This is a genomic window from Acinetobacter sp. SwsAc5 (genome assembly GCF_013391485.1).
GTDB lineage: Bacteria > Pseudomonadota > Gammaproteobacteria > Pseudomonadales > Moraxellaceae > Acinetobacter > Acinetobacter towneri.
The window spans coordinates 1-19,026 of sequence record NZ_JACAXD010000015.1; the positions used below are offsets into that span (position 1 = coordinate 1).

Here is a 19,026-nt window from a genome sequence, read left to right on the forward strand (position 1 = left end):
GAAAGTTGGGTGTATTTCTTCATTGTGTGCTTTCCAATTGCGAGTTGAAAAAGTCTAATGATTCTATGAATACACCTAACTTTTTCAACTAACTACAAATGTGTTGCACTTGGGATTTGAATCTGCGCTATGCTTTATTTAATTTATTTATTTTTTAAAATTTCCACAAACTTTTAAAAATCGTTATCTTACAAAATATTTATACAACAAAGTCTTTTTTTACTTCTTTTGTTCATTATGAGAATAGGACAATAATCTAACACCCCAAAAACGACAAAAAACAAAATAAAAAAAGGCGCATCACGCGCCTTTTTTATTCAGACTGCTCACATTTAAGCAGGAATACGCAACACTTGACCAGGGAAAATGTCATCGGCATTTTTTAGTAATGGACGGTTAGCTTCAAAGATTTTGTTGTATTGGTTGGCATCCCCATAAAATTCTTTAGAAATTTTAGATAAGGTATCGCCTGATTTTACTGTATAGAACTTGCTTTCTGGTTCTGGGGTTGCAACTGTGAGTTGATCATCTACTTGTGCAACATGGTCAATATTACCCACTGCAAGAATAATTTTTTCACGGTCTGCCTGACTGTTGACCTGTCCACGCACTGTCGCTAAGTCAGTAGTTGCGTTATAACTCACCGATAAACCTGTCACAGGTAAGCCTAAACTTTTCACATGCCCCAAAAGTTTATTGGCAATTTCTTGTGCTGATGGTTCTGCAGGTGTGCTTGGTGCAGCTTGTGGCTCTGCAGGTGCTGTATTTTTCTTACCAATCCCTTTTACAAAATCAAAAAGACCCATGAGGTACTCCTATTTTTTTCTGCTGTTATAAAGCGTCGCTCACTTACATAAGCACGTTTCTGTTCTCATTCATTTATAACTAAAAAAATAAGCGACTTCGGTTGTGATTAGACACTAGCCTGGTAACAAAATGTAAGCTACATCACACATTTAACAAAATGCGCCTTTTTCATATTCGATTGTAAAAACGACAGCGCATAAAAAAGCCACCTTGCGGTGGCTTTCATTTCAGCAGAGCTGAAATCAACAATTAACCAAGTTTTTTAGTTACGTAGTCGATTGCTGATTGAACTGTTGTGATTTCGTTAGAATCTTCGTCTGGGATTGTGATGTCAAAATCGTTTTCGAAAGACATTACAAGCTCTACTAAGTCTAAAGAGTCAGCACCTAAGTCATCCATAAAAGATGCTTCGTTTTTGATTTCTTCAGCTTTAAGACCAAGTTGTTCTGCAACCGCTTGTTTAACGCGTTGTTCGATATCGCTCACAGGAATTCTCCTCATTGCTTGTGGCGTTTTTAATGCCGTTAGTTTAATTGAATCTATAAAATTTTGAAAGTTTATACTTGAGCTTAGCTCATGTATAAACCACCATTTACGTGTAACACTGTACCAGTGATGTAACCAGCTTTGTCAGAAGCCAAGAAACTCACTGCATTTGCGATATCTTGTGGATCACCTAAACGGTTTAATGCCACTTGCTCACTCATTTTTTTGCGAATTTCTTCACTTAACTGATCTGTCATTTCAGTTGCAATAAAGCCCGGCGCAACCGAGTTTACTGTAATTTGACGACTGCCCATTTCTTTGGCAAGGCTTCGGCTGAATGCTTCAATACCGGCTTTTGCCGCAGAATAGTTGGCTTGTCCTGGGTTCGCAAAATGTGCCACCACAGAACTAATATTAATAATGCGTCCAAAACGTGCTTTGGTCATGCCTTTCAAGACACGTTTAGATAAACGGTAAACTGCTTTCAGATGGATATTGAGAATGTCATCCCAGTCATCTTCTGACATACGCAGTAACAAATTATCTTTGGTGATGCCTGCATTGTTGACCAATACCAAAACTGAACCATAGCTTTGTTCAATGTCAGAAACTAAGGCATCAATGGCAGCACCATCACGAACATCTAAAACTTTACCTGCACCGTTTTCTGCAAAACTTGCCGATAATTTTTCTGCGCCCGCTTCAGAAGTGGCAGTACCTACCACAAAAAAACCGTCTTGAATAAGTTGCTGAGCGATGGCTGCACCAATCCCTCGGCTTGCACCTGTGACTAATGCAACTTTACGTTCTTGTGTCATGCAATTTTCCCTTCTGCCACCAAAATGGCATTTAGCGCATCTTCCATACGACTTTGTGTGTCGAGTGGGAATGCTTTTTCGATATTCGGTAAACGCTTCGCAAGATTCGCCAATACGTTGCCTGGGCCACATTCCACGATATATTCAATACCTTGATCTTGTAGGTATTGCATAGTTTGTGTCCACTGCACCGATTGATACAATTGCGCAGTGAGTGCCTGACCTAATTGCGCAACATCTGCCGCGATTCCAGCGTTGACATTTTGTATTACAGGAATACGCGGTAGCTCAATGGCAGTTTGTTCCAAAGCTTGTGCAAACTGTTCTGCCGCAGGTTTCATCAATGAACAGTGCGAAGGTACAGATACAGGCAGGGCAATGGCTTTGCCACCATTTTCTTTAGCCAACGCCATCACAGCTTCAACTAAAGTTTTATCGCCTGCAATCACGACTTGGCCTTGCGCGTTGTAGTTCGCTGCTTCTACCGAGCCACGACCTTGCACATTCACTTGTTCACATAGCTCTAGCACTTTGGCATCTTCAAGACCCAAAATAGCCGCCATAGCGCCCTGCCCTTGTGGTACAGCATTTTGCATTAACTTACCACGTAAGTTCACCAATTTGACTGCATCGCCCAAGCTTAGGCTGCCTGCTGCAACCAATGCGCTGTATTCGCCTAATGAGTGCCCTGCCAAGTATTTTGGTGCAACACCACCCAGCTCTAACCACACACGCCATAATGCGATACTTGCAGTGAGTAATACCGGCTGAGTAAATTCTGTTTGGTCTAAACCTTCGCCACTTTGTGCAATGTGCCATAAGTCAAAGCCAATTGCTTCAGAGGCTTCTGCAAATGTTTCGCGCACACCGCTAAACTGTTCTGCAAGCTCAGCCAACATACCGGCTTTTTGTGAGCCTTGACCAGGAAAGACAAATGCAGTTTTAGTGGCTTGAGCTGCTTGCTCGAGTCGTTTAGCAGACATAAAAAATCCTTTAATTAAGATGCGCAAATTGTAGTTTTTAGCAGCTACAATCCACACCCTCTCATGTAAGCTCAGTTATGGAGCGAAAATTTAACACTTAATTTTGCTTTTAGTAATTGCCAAATACAACAAAAATCGGGCACAAAAAAAGGGAGCTTACGCTCCCATTTTTTCTACTAAGCTTGACGCTTAATACATCACCAATTATTCAGCATCTGCTGCTTTAGCGAATAATTGACGACCACGGTAGAAACCATCTTTAGTTACGTGGTGACGACGATGAGTTTCACCAGTAGCTTGGTCTACAGTTAATGCATTCTCGGTTAAAGCGTCATGTGAACGGCGCATGTCACGGCGAGAGCGACTTTTACGGTTTTGCTGAACGGCCATGATGGCTCCTTACAAAGATCGAAAAAATGGATCAGAACAAATTGAGTTGTCTTAACTGGAAATTATAACATAATTTTCAGTTAAGTTTACCTTTCAAACTTGCCAAAACATCAAACGGATTATCACGTTTTTCTTCAGCAATGTTCTGAATGGCAGGTTGATGCTTATGCTCGCAAGCGTCATGCTTAGGAGATAAAGGCAACAACAATAACAATTCATCTTCTATAAGTGACAGTAAATTAGCCGTCGCAGGCGAATCATAATCGCCTTTGGTGGTGGCTTCACTTTCACCTAATACAATGAAATCAGCATCCTCATCCAAGCGCTCTATCAGTGACTCATCATCCACAAGAGCTAGATGAAAATCTGAAACGAGGTCTATTTCTACAGAACCCAAGCAGCGTTGGCATTCCATTGGAACTCTCGTTTCAATATGACCATCTAGCCATACAATGCGATGATACGCATCCATTGATAGCTTACAGTCTATGTTAACCAATTGATCATCAATTGATCCAACAGCTTCACGGGCGATACGAGCAAAGCGAGACAATGGCAGGTTACCTGACCATGTAAAGCCCTGTTCAGCCCATTTAAACGGCTCAATCTGTGCCGGAAAGGTATTTGCTGACATAATTAAGGCGGCAATTCTACAAATTCATCAGTACTCTGTCAAAGATTAAGATACAATTTTGTACTTATTTAGACAGACCAATTTTGGGTAACACAGTCATGCATCTGTTGCAGCCGCAAACAGAAGTGAATTTTTCATCACTTGTGAGCACACTTCCAACCACCAATTCTGACACTTCGCCCCCCCAAGTGCAACTCTCGGACTGGGCAAAACTCAATACAGAAACGGAACAGGTGGACTGGCTCATCTTACACTTTAATCACTGGTTTTCCCACCTAAATGTGAACTTGGTCAAAGGTGATTTTGAACCTGAGTACTTTCCTGCCACGGCAACACAGCCTGCACGTATTCAATTTGCACATGGTTTCTTTAATAGCGCTTTACATGAAATTAGCCATTGGAGCATCGCAGGCGAACAACGACGTTTACTGCCAGACTTAGGCTATTGGTATGCTCCCGATGGTCGTACTCAGGAACAACAAGCCTTATTTGAACAGGTTGAAATTAAACCTCAAGCCATTGAATGGCTGTTTGCTCAAGCGTTTGGACGAAAATTCCGTGTATCTTTAGATAACCTGACCGGTGAAGGTGGAGATGGCCGCACATTTAAAGACAATGTCTTTGCCCAAGTGCAGCGTTATTTTAACGGAGAAGCCAAATTACCACGCGATGCAAAACGCTTTATTGAATGTATTTGTTACTGCACCCGAGGTGGCAAAACATTACAAATTGCAGAGTTTGAACGAAAAAATTTGGATTAAATGTAATAAAGCACAAGGCAATGATTGCAACTGACATCAATCCCCTTTCATAATGAGCCTAACGTCACATTTACGCTACTGAGGAATTCATATGTTGCATTTAAGAGTACATCCTGAAAATCCACAGCCGCGTCTAATCAGCCAAGCGGTTGAACGCATACGCGCAGGCGATGTGGTGGTCTATCCAACCGATGCTGCTTATGCGATTGGTTGCCAAATTGGTAATAAAAACGCGATGGAGCGCATTTCACAAATTCGTGGTTTAGGCGCAAAACACCAATACGCCATTATTTGTGCCGATTTATCGGATATTGCCACCTACGCCAAAGTGGACAATGCCATGTATCGTCTGCTGAAAAACAATACGCCTGCGGTCACCACATTTATTTTACCTGCGACCAGTGAAGTTCCGCGTCGCTTGATGCATCCCAATAAAAAAACCATTGGTTTGCGTATTCCAAGCAACCCCATTTGTCGCATGCTGCTTAAAGAATTAGGCGAACCTTTACTGACCAGCACCCTGATTTTACCGGGGCAAGAAGACCCTTTAGATGATCCATACGAGATTGATCTACAACTCAACAAACGTATTGATGTACTGATTGATGGTGGCTTAGGCACACTCAGCACCACCAGTATTATTGATTTATCGGGCGACAACCCGCAAATTGTGCGTCGTGGTGTGGGAGATGTGAGTGCTTTTGAATAAGCATTCACCACCTGCAAAGCGATTGACAGCACTACGGTTTAAAAGCCTTACTTGCACGAATTAAACCCATGACTTTATTTCAGGTATTGTTAAATTTGCAGCAGTTTTCGGATGAGATGCACATTTATGTGCAACATCCGTGGACGCTAGAGTCCGATGCAATCGTGTGTTCCCAAACTGCATTCACAGCAACAATACCTGAACCTCCCGATTCTTATACTTACTTTTTAGATGCAGCACTATGTAAAGCACTTTTAGCGCAATCGCAAACTCGTAATCTGTGTTTACAAGACAGCTGCATGGCAATGATTGAATACGCATTACAGAATAAAACAGAAATAAATACTTAAAGATTGAATGAGTTAATTTTTACAACTTGCCTTAAATCTCCCTCAATCCCGATTTATTTTAGGCTTTTTTTGATATTTGGTCGTAGAACAGATTTATTTCAATCACGATATCCTTTAGACTAGCCGCTATTAATTCTGAGCTATTTCTCCATCTCCTTCTTATCTGAAGCGGAAATAGCATTTGCATGCTTTTGAAAATTCGCGTGGCCCAACACTGTAATGAATCAATCCCTCCACAATGCGATGGAACCTGCCCAACACATTCGTGTGTTAGATGAGTGGCAAGAGTCGATTCCTGAGGATTTGTATATTCCTCCTGCAGCATTTGAAATTCTGTTAGAGCATTTCGAAGGACCACTCGACTTTTTAATTTACCTGATTCAAAAAAATGGCTTCGATTTACTTCAGTTAGATATTGCCCCGATTGCATCGCAATATTTGTCGTATATGGATGCCATGAAATCGCTAAATATTGAACTGACTGCCGATTATATGGTGATGGCGGCATTACTGGCCGATTTAAAATCCCGCCTATTGTTGCCTAAACCTGCCAGTATCAGCAGCATTGAAAAAGACCCAAAACAAGAGCTGATTGACCGTTTAGAAACCTATTTAAGAGTCAAACAAGCAGCTGAACGCTTGGGGCAAATGCCTGTTTTAGAACGCGATACTTTTGCTACCAATGTTAGCTTAGGGCATACCGCAGTCAATAATGTCGGCTATGCAGCCGATCAATTACGTGATGCCTTGTTCTGCATTTTTAATCGTCCTGAACCTGTCACCCATCAAATTTTGCAAGAACCTGTTTTACTTGAAGAACGGATTGCATTTATTGAAGCCAAACTCGCATCGGGTGAAGTACTAAGTTTTGACGCGTTGCTTAAACCAAGTCAGGGACGCATGGGCATGGTGGTGACCTTTATGGCGATTTTAGAACTGACCCGCCAGCAAAAAGTGTGCATTATCAGCAGCGGTATTGAAGCACCATTGAGCATTCAAGGGGCGCAGACATGAATCCAGAACCAATAATTTCAAGCTTGTCTGAAGGCGAACAACAGCATGAAGTACTGATGCAACTCGAAGCAATTATTTTTGCCAGTGACAGTGCTGTGTCTTTAGCACGTCTGAAAGAAGCGTTTCAAGATAAGTACAGCAAAGCGCAATTGCGCCAGTTTTTACAACAATTGGCCATGTTACAACATGGTCGCTCGATTGAACTGATCGAAACCGCACAAGGTTTCCGTTTTCAGGTGCGGGCAAAGTATCGTACAATTATTACACAGGTATGGCCTGAACGTCCGACCCGACTTTCACCCTCACTGCTAGAAATACTGGCTGTGATTGCCTACCACCAACCTGTGACCCGTGCAGATATTGAACAAATTCGCGGAGTATCAAACAATAGTCAAATTTTACGTACATTGTTTGATTGGAACTGGATTAAAGAATCAGGTTTCCGAGAACTCCCAGGAAGACCTGCGTTGTTGGTTACAACGCCTCAATTTTTAAATGCGTTTGGCTTGAATTCCTTAAGTCAATTGCCTCCCCTACAGGATGCCAAGGAAGCTTTCATGGCACTCGATGCATCTGCGTCTGTGTCTTGAATAGGTAAACTGTTGATGATCATTTCTAAGGTTATGCTGTCATGAGTGAAAAGTTGCAAAAGGTACTCGCACGAGTAGGCTTGGGTTCTCGCCGTTATATGGAAGAAGTCATTGCCGCTGGTCGTGTGAGTGTCAACGGCCAAGTTGCCCAAGTGGGTGAACGTATCGAACCAGGTGATGAGCTTCGCATCGATGGTCGTAAAGTTCAGTTCCAAATTGAAGATGAAATTCGTCGTCGTGTTCTGATTTACTACAAACCAGAAGGCGAAATTTGCTCACGCAACGACCCAGAACAGCGCCCAACTGTATTTGATAACCTGCCTGCAATTGCCAATGATCGTTGGGTAATGGTTGGTCGTCTGGACATTAACTCGACAGGTTTATTGCTATTCACCAACGATGGTGAATTAGCCAACCGTTTAATGCACCCATCGAACGAAATTGAACGTGAATATGCAGTTCGTGTGATGGGTGAAGTGACACCACAACTGAAAAACAACATGCTGCGCGGCGTAGTGCTAGATGATGGCCCTGCCAAGTTTGAATCTTTCTCTGAAATTGGCGGTGATGGTATTAACCGCTGGTATCAAGTGGTGGTAAAAGAAGGTCGTAACCGCGAAGTTCGTCGTATTTTTGAATCACAAGGTCTGAAAGTCAGCCGTCTATTGCGTACCCGTTACGGCACGGTAATTTTACCGCGTGAATTACGTACAGGTCGCTGGATGGAATTGGATAAAAATGACATCGATAACCTTGCCAAAGCGGTTGAGTTAAAACCACGTCAAGGCACAGGTTTGTACGGCATGGCAAAACGTCGCAATGAGCGTATGCAGGAAAAACCGTTGGCAGCACGTCGTGGTGGTTTCTTGCGTCAGCAACGTCGTGACACCGAAGAAGCTGCACAAAACACAGGTTTTGCACCGCGTGAACGTCGTCAGGACGGTAACAGTTACGGCAACCGCGAACCACGCCAAGACGGTAACAGTTACGGCAACCGTGAGCGTCGTCAAGATGGTAACAGCTATGGCAACCGCGAACGTCGCCAAGACGGCAATAGCTATGGCAACCGTGAGCGTCGCCAAGACGGTAACAGCTATGGCAACCGCGAACCACGTCAGGATGGTAACAGCTACAGCAACCGTGAACCACGTCAGGATGGCAACAGCTACGGCAACCGTGAACGTCGTGACGAAAATGCACCACGCAAACCGTTTGGCAATAAAAGCTTTAAAAAATTCTAAAAGCTGAAATACGCCAAATTGATAAAAAGCCACACGTTCATGTGTGGCTTTTTTATTGGGCAAATTGGTTGGACAAAAAATAATAAAAATTAAATATTTGGCAATACAGGAATTTCAATCCACTGTGCTTTTGGAAAGCTTTTTGACAAATAATTTTTTAAATATTTGGCAGTATCCTGCGAAATTAAAGGGTCTTGTGATTCATCGTTCAAATTATATGCCAATGCATGTAAATTCAAACCACGTGTTTTTAAAGCTTCCAAACTGAGCAAAGTGTGGTTAATACTGCCCAAACGCCCAGAACTCACCAAAATAACAGGATATTGTTTTTGCTCAATATAGTCGATGGTGAGTAGGTCTGTGGTCAGCGGCACCATGAGTCCACCCGCACCTTCTAATAATACTGCATCATACTTTGCTGCCAGTTGCGCAGTCGCAGCCTCAATTTTAGCAAAGTCAATCTCACGACCATCAATTTGTGTAGCCAAATGCGGTGAAGCAGGATAGCTAAAAATTTCAGGCATGGTGAGTTTGTCATCATCTTCAGGCAACCATTCACTGCCCATAATTTTACGATGCTGCTCAATATCTTCTGAAACGTCTTGATTGCCCGTTTGAATCAGTTTTTGGGTAATGGTCTGAATACCCTGTTCATTCATGGTCTTGGCTAAATAACCCGTGGCATAGGTTTTGCCAATCCCTGTATCAATACCACTCACAAAATAGACTTGAGCTGTCATGGCATTCTCCGTGCAAGACAATAAATAGGATGATACGTGAGCGTATAACTTTTTTGCTGTGAGCTATGCTGCTGACTAAACTGTTCATAGCCCCGATAAAATTCGGTTAAAGTCGTTTTGTTCCAACGCTGCCCTTGTGCTGTACCCGTGACACCTGTGGCTTTTAAATGCTGCAAAATCTGTTTGGGATGTTCAAAACTTAATGATTTAAGCTGCTCTGAACAGTGTAATACTTCAAAGCCCTGCTGTTTAAGCTGTTGTTGTAACGCATCCATACTCAAATAATGTAAGCCTTGACCTGTTAATTGCTTAATTTCAGTCAAGTTTTGAGGGCCAAACGTCGAAAAGCACAAATACCCTTGCGGCTTTAACGCTTGATTCGCCTTGCGCAATAATGCTCCAAAATCTTCCACCCATTGCAAAGCCGAACTCGAACAAATTAAATCCAAAGACTGCGGAAAATCGAGCTGTTCTATATCGCCAATTAAGCCATGAATTTGCGTACTAGTTGTTTGAGGATGATGCAGATACGCATGCAACACTTCGGCATATAAATCATTTAAAGTCAGCTGTTGAATTTGAAATTCACGCAGTAGCAAGTCGGTTAAATTCCCTGAACCACAGCCGATTTCCAAGACGTTTTCAAAGCAAGGCTGAGGTTGATCTGACAACTTTTGCTGCACAATATATTGCTGCATTTTTGCCATTAACTGCTGACAAATTTGCTGCTGTACCACGGCATGCGTTTTATAACTCTGATGAGCGCGGGCAAAACGCTGTGCCACTTGTGCCTTATCTATACGCATACGCACACTCAAAGCAAATCCAGTAACTGTGTTAAATCTGCCGTTTCAAATTGCGTATTTAAACAAATCCGCAGTCTTGAACTGCCTTGCGGCACAGTCGGTGGACGTACAGGCATCACATAAAAACCTGCAGTCTGTAACTGTCGGGCTTTGCTTACAGTTGCAGTAGAGTCGCCAATAATCACAGGTACAATTTGCGAAGTTGATGGGCAAGCAAAACCTTTGGCCTGAATCCCCTGCTGTATAGATTGGCTCAAGGCCGCCAAATGCTGACGCTGTGCCTGCATGTGCACAATCTGATTCAGCATAAACTGCGTCCACGCCATACAAATAGGTGGCTGTGCGGTACTAAAAATTAGCGGGCGCATTCGATTAATCAGGTAATCGCGGATAATCGGATCACAGATCAAATATCCCCCAACTGAAGCAACAGCTTTACCAAACGTCCCGACCAGAAAATCAATGGCATCAATCACGTCATATAGTTCGGCACAGCCCAAACCTTGCTGCCCACGCACACCAATCGCATGTGCTTCATCGACATATAACATAACTTTGGCAAACTGCTGTTTCAGCGCGACCAATGCGGCTAAATCAGTTTCATCACCATCCATACTAAAAATGGATTCAGTCACCACAATAATGCGTTCATAATTATCATCAGCATGATATTGCATCAGCAATTGCTGCAAATGTGCCAAATCATTATGCCGATAACGCAAATATTTGGCAGATGACAAACGAATGCCGTCAATCATGCTGGCATGTACCAGTTTATCGGCCAAAATTAGGGTTTTCGCATCTGCCAATGCAGGTAAAATACCAATATTCATGTGATAGCCGCTATTAAACAGCAAGGCAGCTCGCCCATGAAATAATTGCGTTAATGTGGCTTCAAGCTGTTCATAGGCAGGGAAATTTCCAGTCAGTAAACGTGATGAAGATGCACTCATTAAACGCTGTGCATTCGGTGTTTCATCAAAAAACTGTTCACGTAAGCGCAAATCAGAGGCTAAACCCAAATAATCATTGGAAGATAAATTCAGCATCTGCTGTTGCTGAATTTCAATCGTTTTACCTTGCTGTTGATTGCTGCGAAACTGACGAAAATTACCCTGTTGGCGAAGCTGATCAAGCTGTTCTGCATAGTGATCGAGTAAACTCATGCGCTCGCTCCTTGCATACCTGTCACCACCTCAGCCAATTGCTGCAATAAAGTATTTAGTTCTGCTGCTGTAATCACATACGGCGGCATCACATAGACCAATTTACCAAAAGGACGTACCCAAATACCACGTTGCACAAATTCTTGTTGCAGGCTTTGCATATCGACAGCATGTTTAAGTTCTACCACACCAATTGCACCTAAAACTCGCACATCCTGCACCCATGCCAAATTAGCCAATGGTGTTAAATGCTGTTCAAGTTGCTGTTGTATACGTTGAATATTGGCTTGCCAGTCTTGTTCTAATAATAATTGGGTACTTTTTACTGCAACCGCGCAGGCCAGTGGATTTGCCATAAAGGTCGGACCATGCATAAACACACCTGCCTCACCTTGCGAAATCGTTTCTGCAACATGCTTCGTAGTTAATGTGGCAGACAAGGTCATATAACCGCCTGTCAGCCCTTTGCCGATACACATAATATCGGGTTCGACCTGTGCATGTTCCCATGCAAACAACTTGCCTGTACGCCCAAAACCTGTGGCAATTTCATCAAAAATTAACAACACATCATATTGTTCACAGAGCAATTTGGCTTGACGCAAATATTCAGGATGATAAAAGCGCATGCCGCCTGCACCTTGCACAATCGGCTCAATAATCATGGCGGCAATCTGTTGATGATGCTCGGCCAAACTTTGTGCCAATTCTGCAATATCGGCAGGATTCCACTCTTGGTCAAAACCTGTTTGTGGTGCAGATACAAAATAACGACGCGCCAAACTTGAGCCAAAAACCTGATGCATCCCTGTAACAGGATCACAAACCGACATGGCATTCCATGTATCGCCATGATAGCCAGAACGGGTGGTAATAAAATTGGTTTTTTCAGTTTTGCCTTGTGCAGTCCAGTATTGCACCGCCATTTTCAGCGCCACTTCAACGGCGACGGAGCCTGAATCTGCATAAAAAATTTTATCTAAACTCGGTGGGGTAATTTCGAGCAACAAACGCCCTAACTCAATAGCAGGACGATGGGTCAATCCACCAAACATGATATGCGCCATACTGTCGAGTTGCTCAGTCACAGCACGGTTCAGCTCAGGATGGTTATAACCATGAATCGCGCACCACCACGATGACATGCCGTCAATCAACTGGCGACAATCTTCAAGCTCAATAGTGCTGCCAAACGCCCGCTTAACCTTAAAGGTTGTTAAAGGCTGAGTCATAGAGGTGTAAGGATGCCAAAGATGTTCACGATCAAAAGCCAAATCCATCAGTTCTGTCATCCCACCATCATCCTTGATCTTGTAAAAAACTTGATGTGCTAAATCTTAAACCTGTCTACAGATAAAATAAATTGCGAGATTTGTCACTTATGGATCTGTTGGCAGGTTTTTCTGTAAATATTGGCAGATTTTGCTAGTCAACTCATCGGCATGGAACAATGGCAGCCCATGCGAGCCTTGCAAAACATCTACGCTTAAAAACTTTGCAGCTAAATTTTGCAGTTTAGCTGCAACTTTGCAATCAACTAAAACATCCTGCTCGGCAAAAAGATGATACTGCAGACCTGTATAATTTTTAAGCTTAGTCACCAAGTTTAAGTTTTCCAATAAATTTAAACCCTGTTGAAGCAAAGATTGCGGCTGTGGCTGAACCAAACTTTGTAATTGTAATAGGTCGGTTTTACTACTAGTGACACCCTGACACACCATAAAACCAAAACGCTTTAGGGTCAGAATTGGGTCTTGTGCAAAAGATTGTTTAAACTGGGCAAACGTGGCTTGTGGCATAGCGGTATCCCAATCGGCTTGTGCAACAAAACACGGATTGGATGCAATGGTAATTAAGGTTTTATATCCTGCATATTGGCTGGCAATCGCATCGACCAGTAGCGTTGCCAATTGCCCACCCAGTGACCAGCCCATAATTACATCAAACTGACGTGCAAATTCAACCTGTTGCTGCATGACTTGAGCATCAGTAGCGTTAAAAATATTGATGAGCTCAACCCGAAAACCTTGTGCAGTTAAGGCTTGCTGTAACGGATTTAAGAGTGCAGTACCACCGCCCCAGCCTGTAATCAATAAAATCTGTTGTTGCACGTGGCTTGCTCTCAAGTTAGAAAATCACCTCAGTATAATACTGAATCGGCTCAATCGACATCTGCAAAGCACCAAGATACATCCTTAAAAAAACCAATTGATATAAAAAAGCCAATCTATAAAAACCGATCTATAAAAAAACCCGACTTATCATAAATCGGGTTTTGGTCTATTTTGCTTTGATCAGATTACATTTGCGATTGAATGTAGTTTTGTAAACCAATCAATTCAATTAAATGTAATTGTTTTTCCAACCAGTACGTATGATCTTCTTCTGTGTCGGTCATTTGCTGACGCAACATATCACGGCTGACATAATCGCCTTTTTCTTCACACAATTTTACGCCTTGCGCCAATTTTTCACGTACTTCGTATTCCAGTTTTAAATCGGCTTTTAAGCAAGACACCACATCTTCACCCACGTCGATGTCATCGCGCTGCATATTTGGAGTGCCTTCAAGGAACAATACACGACGAATTAAAGCATCGGCATGCTGCGCTTCTTCCTGCATTTCATGGTCAATGCGCTCAAAAATTTTGCTTAAACCCCAATCTTCATACATACGCGAATGAATCAGGTATTGATCGCGAGCAGCCAGTTCGCCACCAATCAACATATTTAAATAGTCTACGACTTCTGGATTGCCACGCATTTGCTGTACTCCCTTTCTTAATCCAGTCATTATGGACACATTCAGGCAAAATTGCAAAAGTTAATTATTGTAAACCCATGATTTTTATAAAATTAAAATGAGAAACATACGCATTTGCAATATAACTTAAAAATTCCCATATATAAAACAACTGCTTGGCAAAACTTAGCTTTAAAAATGACAATACAATGATTTTGCATCATTTTGTAAATATTGAAAGAAACCATACTTTGACGCTCAAGTATCGTAAAAAACGCCTAAAAAGCGGATTTTAAAACCCAGCTGCTTTATGATAGTCACGAGTTCCATCACTTTCTTAAAATAATGACAAATCTAAATACATCTGCACCCATTTTAGTCACAGGCGCAACAGGCTATATTGCCAGTTGGGTCATTAAAAACCTGCTTGAACAAGGACATACCGTACACGCGACGGTGCGTGATCTGAAAAAAACCCACAGTTTTCAACATCTGACTGATATCGCGGCAAAAAGCACAGGCAACTTACAATTATTCCAAGCCAACTTACTTGAAGAAGGTGCTTTTGATCCCGCCATGCAAGGTTGTGAAATCGTGCTGCACATGGCCTCGCCTTTTGTGGTCACCAATTATAAAGATGCCATCAAAGACATTATTGAGCCTGCCGTAATTGGCACTGAAAATGTGTTAAACAGCGTTAATCGTACTGCATCGGTAAAGCGTGTAGTGGTGACTTCAAGTATTGCTGCAACCTATGGCGATGCGATTGATATTTTAAATACGGCCAATAATCGCTTTGATGAAAGTCACTGGAATACTAGCAGCAGCACTGAGCATCAGCCTTATCCTTATTCAAAAGTGGCAGCTGAACGCAAAGCTTGGGAAATGGCAAAGGCACAAAACCGCTGGGATTTGGTCTGTATCAACCCTGCTTTGGTGCTTGGCCCATCGTTGACCAAAAACACCCAATCGGGCAGCGTGGAAGTGTTATTGCAGTTTGCCAACGGTATGACCTTGGCAGGTGTCCCTGCTATGTGGAATGGCATTGTCGATGTGCGTGATGTTGCCGATGCTCACATTCAGGCCGCATTCAACCCTGCTGCTGAAGGTCGCTATATTATTAGCGGTGGCACACTCAGCTTATTGGAAATGGGCAAAATTTTAGCGCAGCACTTTGGACGTAAATACCCTTTCCCACGCAATCAGTTACCTAAATTTGCCTTTAAAGCCTTTGGCCCTCTACTTGGTTTTTCCCGTAAATTTGTGGAACTGAATATGGGCTACCCAATTTATTTTAATGCGGAAAAAAGTCAGCATGAATTGGGTATGCACTACCGCAATATTGAAACCAGTCTAGTCGAACATTTTCAGCAACTCATTGATGATGGCATTGTGAAGAAACGTTAAACCTTCGACTTCTCTCAGTAAAAACCAAGGCACTTCATCGTTGAAGTGCCTTTGTACCTATTAGTGGATAAAATGTAGGATGATGCTTATTCAAGCACACCATATTCCTGCATCAGCTGAATAAACTCAGCTTCATTCATGACCTGCACACCCAACTTCTCGGCTTTTTCCAGCTTTGAGCCAGCTTTCTCACCCGCCACGACACATTTGGTTTTACCCGAAACACTACCACTCACCCGTGCACCCAAAGCCTGCAACAACTGAGTCGCTTCATCGCGTCCCACTTGGCTCAACGTCCCTGTAATCACCCAACTTTCACCATTCAAAGGCTGACGTGTCGGTGCAATCGGAGCATCCCAATGAATGCCTGCAGCTAATAAACGATCCAACACTTCTAAATTATGCGGCGCTTGGAAAAAGTCCAAAATCCATTCTGCCGTAATATCTCCCACATCTGGAGTTTTCTTTAACGCTTCTAAATCAGCTTCACGCAAAGCCTCTAAAGTCTGAAAAGTATTGGCAAGCATCCGCGCGGTGGTTTCGCCCACACCACGAATTCCCAAGGCATAAATAAACGCAGCCAAAGTAGTTTTTTTGCTGTTTTCAATCGAGTCAATCAAGTTTTGAACCGACTTCTCACCCATTTTTTCAATGCCGAGCAAAGTGTCGCGGTGTTCGTGTAAATGATAAATATCAGCCACATTTTGTAGCAAGTTCAGATGCAGTAATGACTCCACCCAACGATCACCCAAACCTTCAATATCCATGGCTTTACGTGACACAAAATGACGAATCGCTTCAATACGCTGTGCCGCACAATACAAACCGCCTGAACAACGCGCCAAAGCCTCACCTTCAGGCATCACCACAGGCGAATCACACACAGGGCATTGTTCAGGTAAATGCACTTCTTGCGCATCGGCAAGGCGAAATTCAGGCCAGACTTTTTCAACTTTGGGAATCACATCACCACTACGGTAAACACTGACCGTATCGCCTAAACGCACATCCAAACGGTGAATTTCACCAATATTATGCAAAGTAACATTGGATACCGTCACACCACCTACCGCAACGGGGTTTAAACGTGCTACAGGGGTTAGCGTACCTGTACGACCTACTTGCCAGTCAATATTTTCAATGGTGGTTAAAGCCGCCACGGCAGGGAATTTATAAGCAGTTGCCCAACGTGGTTCACGACTTAAAAAGCCCAATTGCTGTTGCTGTTTCAAGTCATTGACCTTGACCACCATGCCATCAATTTCAACGCTTAAATTCGGGCGTTCAAGGTTAATTTGCTCATAGGCCGCCTGAACATCTTGAATGCTCTTGCAGACAAAATGACGTTCGCCAATTTCAAAACCAAACTGCCCCAACCATGCCAAACTGTCGGACATGGTGCTTTGTCCATGAGGCGGCACACATTGCGCAATGCCATAAGCATAGAATGCTAAAGGACGTGAAGCCGCAATATTCGGGTCTAACTGACGCAAACTGCCTGCTGCTGCATTGCGTGGATTGGCAAAGGTTTTTTCACCTTTGGCTGTATTGGCCGCATTGAGTTTTTCAAAACCAAGTTTTGGCATCAGCACTTCGCCACGCACTTCCAAAAATTCAGGAATGGTAGTTGTATCCGCACTCAAGACTTTAGGCAAATTACGGATGGTTTTGACGTTGTGGGTAATATCTTCTCCTGTTTCGCCATCACCACGGGTCACACCACGCACCAATACCCCATGCTCATACCAAAGTGAAATCGCCAAACCATCAAATTTGAGTTCGACATCGTATTCAATATTTTGGTTGGGCAAACGCTCTTCGACACGTCTTGCAAAGGCAAATAATTCTTCCTGATTAAACACATTGCCTAAAGACAACATTGGCACAGCATGTGTAACCGTGGTGAACTTTGCCAAAGGTGTGCCACCGACTTTATTGGTCGGTGTATCGGGTTGAACTAAATCTGGATACTGTTGTTCCAACGCTTTTAGTTGATGGAAAAGCTGATCATATTCACTGTCTGCAATTGTCGGTTGATCCATCACATAATAGGCATGATTGTGCTTGGCAAGCAGTTGAATCAATTGACGCATTTGCGCCACGACGGTTAAATCTACAGACATATTTTCCACCATAAAAAAGGGCGGTCTTGTTCCGCCCTTCAATTTTTTCTATGTAGCGCATGCTACAGCTTGTATTGCTGCGCACATTATAAAAATGCGGCTGCAAAGTTGCAATTTATCCTACTGCACTCAGTTCAATTGCCAAACACTTGACGTAGCTTATACCCAGTACGAGATCGCAATTCTAGGCATGACTTGCCTGACCAGCACGATAATCAATCGCTTGATGACGCCAGTGCTCACGTAATTGTGGGGTAAATTCCAAATGGTTTTGGTCATAGACCGTACCATCAATTTCACGCGCAATCAGTCCCGAAATACTAACCATGGTGTCAAAAGCATTTTGCACATCGCTATGCGGTAAAGCGAGGAAAAATGCCAAACCTTTAACCTGTTCAGTCGATAGCGTTTCTAAATCAAAGCCATCTGCGCCTTCATCATTAATTTGTAGCACAGAAAATAATAGCTTAGTGCCATCTTCGTTATAACGATGGAAACATGACATTTCACCAAAACGCAAACCGTATTTCATCAATACTTTTAAGGCCTTATCACCCGAAAGTATGCGACGCTCTGGGAATACATTCAGCGCAATAAAAGATTCCGCTGTGGCCAAAGCACTTTCTTCATCCATGATTTTTTGTTCATGCAAGTGCGAATCTAAAATGCTGCTTTCTTCGTTAAATTCTGAAATTTCCGCAGTTTCAATGTGTTGATTCAGGCTGTATTCATTTGATGTTTTGGCCTGTTCACTGGTGTTTGGCTCAGTTTCTGCAATGACCTGTTGAATTTCATCTGACAATGAATATTCGGTCGTGTTAGATGTGGTCGATACTGTTGCAGTGCTTGGCTCAGCGACATCGGCAGTTACTGGCGCTGTTTCAGTCGTTACCTGAGCAGTCGTTTCAGAGGCATCTTGAGCTGACACATCGGTCTGTAGATTTGCCGTAGATTGAGTCGCTTCAGTACTTTTATCTGCAGTATCATCAGAAAATGCCTGTGGTTCAGTCTTGGCAGAAACTGGGGGTTCATGAACGGCATCTGCAGTCAAAGTCGGCTCTACCCGAACTGGAGTGGCGTCGCTCTGCAATTGATCACGTACATGCCGTGGAATAATTGGTTTTTGACTATCTGCATTAAACTGCAATTCAGAGTCCAATGACGGCGCTGAATCTGCTGGTTTTTTCAGAATCATTTTTAAACCAAACGCCATGATAATAATAGCGATGACAATTCCAACGATTGTGGTGATTTCCAT

At 42.9% G+C, this 19,026-nt stretch carries 20 protein-coding genes and 1 pseudogene; 7 read left to right on the top strand and 14 right to left on the bottom strand.

The window, feature by feature from the left end; all coding sequences use genetic code 11:
• Nucleotides 1-332: 332 nt before the first annotated feature.
• From lysM to HYG89_RS09805, 6 genes are all read right to left on the bottom strand, one after another.
• Nucleotides 333-806 carry a peptidoglycan-binding protein LysM gene (gene lysM / locus HYG89_RS09780; RefSeq protein WP_004972325.1) on the bottom strand — a complete coding sequence of 158 codons (474 nt, stop codon included), beginning with the start codon at nt 804-806 and terminating at the stop codon, nt 333-335.
• 250 nt (nt 807-1,056) lie between these two features.
• Nucleotides 1,057-1,293: an acyl carrier protein gene (gene acpP, locus HYG89_RS09785; RefSeq protein ID WP_001279871.1), complete on the bottom strand. Its 237-nt coding sequence runs from the start codon at nt 1,291-1,293 to the stop codon at nt 1,057-1,059.
• 83 nt (nt 1,294-1,376) lie between these two features.
• Nucleotides 1,377-2,111 carry a 3-oxoacyl-ACP reductase FabG gene (gene fabG / locus HYG89_RS09790; protein ID WP_019837736.1) on the bottom strand — a complete coding sequence of 245 codons (735 nt, stop codon included), beginning with the start codon at nt 2,109-2,111 and terminating at the stop codon, nt 1,377-1,379.
• Complete coding sequence (gene fabD, locus HYG89_RS09795; protein WP_096902067.1) at nt 2,108-3,094, bottom strand: ACP S-malonyltransferase; 987 nt, start codon at nt 3,092-3,094, stop codon at nt 2,108-2,110. Before fabD ends, fabG begins: the two co-directional genes overlap by 4 nt.
• Nucleotides 3,095-3,298: 204 nt before the next feature.
• Nucleotides 3,299-3,484 (bottom strand): 50S ribosomal protein L32, encoded by a 186-nt coding sequence (rpmF, locus tag HYG89_RS09800; protein WP_000290730.1) that lies wholly within the window; start codon nt 3,482-3,484, stop codon nt 3,299-3,301.
• A gap of 76 nt (nt 3,485-3,560) precedes the next feature.
• Nucleotides 3,561-4,118: a DUF177 domain-containing protein gene (locus HYG89_RS09805; RefSeq protein ID WP_131260705.1), complete on the bottom strand. Its 558-nt coding sequence runs from the start codon at nt 4,116-4,118 to the stop codon at nt 3,561-3,563.
• A gap of 98 nt (nt 4,119-4,216) precedes the next feature.
• On the opposite strand from HYG89_RS09805, the gene HYG89_RS09810 reads away from it, so the two are divergent.
• The 6 genes and pseudogenes from HYG89_RS09810 to rluB form a co-directional block, all read left to right on the top strand.
• Nucleotides 4,217-4,879, top strand: a complete 663-nt coding sequence (locus HYG89_RS09810; protein WP_154320993.1) for an elongation factor P hydroxylase — start codon at nt 4,217-4,219, stop codon at nt 4,877-4,879.
• 91 nt (nt 4,880-4,970) lie between these two features.
• Nucleotides 4,971-5,588, top strand: coding sequence for an L-threonylcarbamoyladenylate synthase (locus HYG89_RS09815; protein ID WP_004972336.1), 618 nt, complete (start codon nt 4,971-4,973; stop codon nt 5,586-5,588).
• Nucleotides 5,589-5,656: 68 nt separating this feature from the next.
• Nucleotides 5,657-5,938 carry a hypothetical protein gene (locus HYG89_RS09820; RefSeq protein ID WP_004972337.1) on the top strand — a complete coding sequence of 94 codons (282 nt, stop codon included), beginning with the start codon at nt 5,657-5,659 and terminating at the stop codon, nt 5,936-5,938.
• A 219-nt stretch (nt 5,939-6,157) separates the two neighbouring features.
• A complete protein-coding gene (locus HYG89_RS09825) occupies nt 6,158-6,952 on the top strand; it encodes a ScpA family protein (RefSeq protein ID WP_178867309.1) in 795 nt (264 codons plus the stop codon).
• On the top strand, nt 6,949-7,542 hold the full coding sequence (scpB, locus tag HYG89_RS09830) for an SMC-Scp complex subunit ScpB (protein ID WP_004972340.1): 594 nt from the start codon (nt 6,949-6,951) through the stop codon (nt 7,540-7,542). The genes HYG89_RS09825 and scpB overlap by 4 nt, the downstream gene beginning before the upstream one ends.
• A 41-nt stretch (nt 7,543-7,583) precedes the next feature.
• Nucleotides 7,584-8,504, top strand: a pseudogene (gene rluB / locus HYG89_RS09835) (23S rRNA pseudouridine(2605) synthase RluB); the annotation flags it as partial.
• Between the two features lie 368 nt (nt 8,505-8,872).
• Here the strand turns inward: rluB and bioD are convergent.
• The 6 genes from bioD to bfr all read right to left on the bottom strand — a co-directional run bounded on the left by bioD (nt 8,873) and on the right by bfr (nt 14,259).
• On the bottom strand, nt 8,873-9,523 hold the full coding sequence (gene bioD / locus HYG89_RS09840; RefSeq protein ID WP_096902081.1) for a dethiobiotin synthase: 651 nt from the start codon (nt 9,521-9,523) through the stop codon (nt 8,873-8,875).
• A complete protein-coding gene (gene bioC, locus HYG89_RS09845) occupies nt 9,520-10,329 on the bottom strand; it encodes a malonyl-ACP O-methyltransferase BioC (protein ID WP_178867311.1) in 810 nt (269 codons plus the stop codon). The genes bioD and bioC overlap by 4 nt, the downstream gene beginning before the upstream one ends.
• 8 nt (nt 10,330-10,337) lie before the next feature.
• Nucleotides 10,338-11,495: an 8-amino-7-oxononanoate synthase gene (locus HYG89_RS09850; RefSeq protein ID WP_178867312.1), complete on the bottom strand. Its 1,158-nt coding sequence runs from the start codon at nt 11,493-11,495 to the stop codon at nt 10,338-10,340.
• On the bottom strand, nt 11,492-12,775 hold the full coding sequence (bioA, locus tag HYG89_RS09855) for an adenosylmethionine--8-amino-7-oxononanoate transaminase (RefSeq protein WP_178867349.1): 1,284 nt from the start codon (nt 12,773-12,775) through the stop codon (nt 11,492-11,494). Before bioA ends, HYG89_RS09850 begins: the two co-directional genes overlap by 4 nt.
• A gap of 99 nt (nt 12,776-12,874) precedes the next feature.
• Nucleotides 12,875-13,606, bottom strand: coding sequence for a hydrolase (locus HYG89_RS09860; RefSeq protein WP_178867314.1), 732 nt, complete (start codon nt 13,604-13,606; stop codon nt 12,875-12,877).
• Between the two features lie 188 nt (nt 13,607-13,794).
• The gene (gene bfr / locus HYG89_RS09865) at nt 13,795-14,259 is read right to left on the bottom strand and encodes a bacterioferritin (protein WP_178867351.1); all 465 of its coding nucleotides are present in this window, start codon (nt 14,257-14,259) and stop codon (nt 13,795-13,797) included.
• A gap of 324 nt (nt 14,260-14,583) precedes the next feature.
• On the opposite strand from bfr, the gene HYG89_RS09870 reads away from it, so the two are divergent.
• Nucleotides 14,584-15,645 carry an aldehyde reductase gene (locus HYG89_RS09870; RefSeq protein ID WP_178867315.1) on the top strand — a complete coding sequence of 354 codons (1,062 nt, stop codon included), beginning with the start codon at nt 14,584-14,586 and terminating at the stop codon, nt 15,643-15,645.
• 86 nt (nt 15,646-15,731) lie between these two features.
• Here the strand turns inward: HYG89_RS09870 and ligA are convergent, their stop codons facing one another.
• Nucleotides 15,732-17,768 carry an NAD-dependent DNA ligase LigA gene (gene ligA, locus HYG89_RS09875; RefSeq protein WP_178867316.1) on the bottom strand — a complete coding sequence of 679 codons (2,037 nt, stop codon included), beginning with the start codon at nt 17,766-17,768 and terminating at the stop codon, nt 15,732-15,734.
• A gap of 184 nt (nt 17,769-17,952) precedes the next feature.
• Nucleotides 17,953-19,026 (bottom strand): cell division protein ZipA C-terminal FtsZ-binding domain-containing protein, encoded by a 1,074-nt coding sequence (locus HYG89_RS09880; protein ID WP_178867317.1) that lies wholly within the window; start codon nt 19,024-19,026, stop codon nt 17,953-17,955.

Bases quoted from the DNA above. Each gene is read 5' to 3' on its own strand.
- lysM (WP_004972325.1), bottom strand. From the start codon at position 806: ATGGGTCTTTTTGATTTTGTAAAAGGGATTGGTAAGAAAAATACAGCA.
- fabG (WP_019837736.1), bottom strand. From the start codon at position 2,111: ATGACACAAGAACGTAAAGTTGCATTAGTCACAGGTGCAAGCCGAGGG.
- fabD (WP_096902067.1), bottom strand. From the start codon at position 3,094: ATGTCTGCTAAACGACTCGAGCAAGCAGCTCAAGCCACTAAAACTGCA.
- rpmF (WP_000290730.1), bottom strand. From the start codon at position 3,484: ATGGCCGTTCAGCAAAACCGTAAAAGTCGCTCTCGCCGTGACATGCGC.
- HYG89_RS09805 (WP_131260705.1), bottom strand. From the start codon at position 4,118: ATGTCAGCAAATACCTTTCCGGCACAGATTGAGCCGTTTAAATGGGCT.
- HYG89_RS09810 (WP_154320993.1), top strand. From the start codon at position 4,217: ATGCATCTGTTGCAGCCGCAAACAGAAGTGAATTTTTCATCACTTGTG.
- HYG89_RS09815 (WP_004972336.1), top strand. From the start codon at position 4,971: ATGTTGCATTTAAGAGTACATCCTGAAAATCCACAGCCGCGTCTAATC.
- HYG89_RS09820 (WP_004972337.1), top strand. From the start codon at position 5,657: ATGACTTTATTTCAGGTATTGTTAAATTTGCAGCAGTTTTCGGATGAG.
- HYG89_RS09825 (WP_178867309.1), top strand. From the start codon at position 6,158: ATGAATCAATCCCTCCACAATGCGATGGAACCTGCCCAACACATTCGT.
- scpB (WP_004972340.1), top strand. From the start codon at position 6,949: ATGAATCCAGAACCAATAATTTCAAGCTTGTCTGAAGGCGAACAACAG.
- bioD (WP_096902081.1), bottom strand. From the start codon at position 9,523: ATGACAGCTCAAGTCTATTTTGTGAGTGGTATTGATACAGGGATTGGC.
- bioC (WP_178867311.1), bottom strand. From the start codon at position 10,329: ATGCGTATAGATAAGGCACAAGTGGCACAGCGTTTTGCCCGCGCTCAT.
- HYG89_RS09850 (WP_178867312.1), bottom strand. From the start codon at position 11,495: ATGAGTTTACTCGATCACTATGCAGAACAGCTTGATCAGCTTCGCCAA.
- bioA (WP_178867349.1), bottom strand. From the start codon at position 12,775: ATGGATTTGGCTTTTGATCGTGAACATCTTTGGCATCCTTACACCTCT.
- bfr (WP_178867351.1), bottom strand. From the start codon at position 14,259: ATGCGTGGCAATCCAGAAGTCGTAGACTATTTAAATATGTTGATTGGT.
- HYG89_RS09870 (WP_178867315.1), top strand. From the start codon at position 14,584: ATGACAAATCTAAATACATCTGCACCCATTTTAGTCACAGGCGCAACA.
- ligA (WP_178867316.1), bottom strand. From the start codon at position 17,768: ATGTCTGTAGATTTAACCGTCGTGGCGCAAATGCGTCAATTGATTCAA.
- HYG89_RS09880 (WP_178867317.1), bottom strand. From the start codon at position 19,026: ATGGAAATCACCACAATCGTTGGAATTGTCATCGCTATTATTATCATG.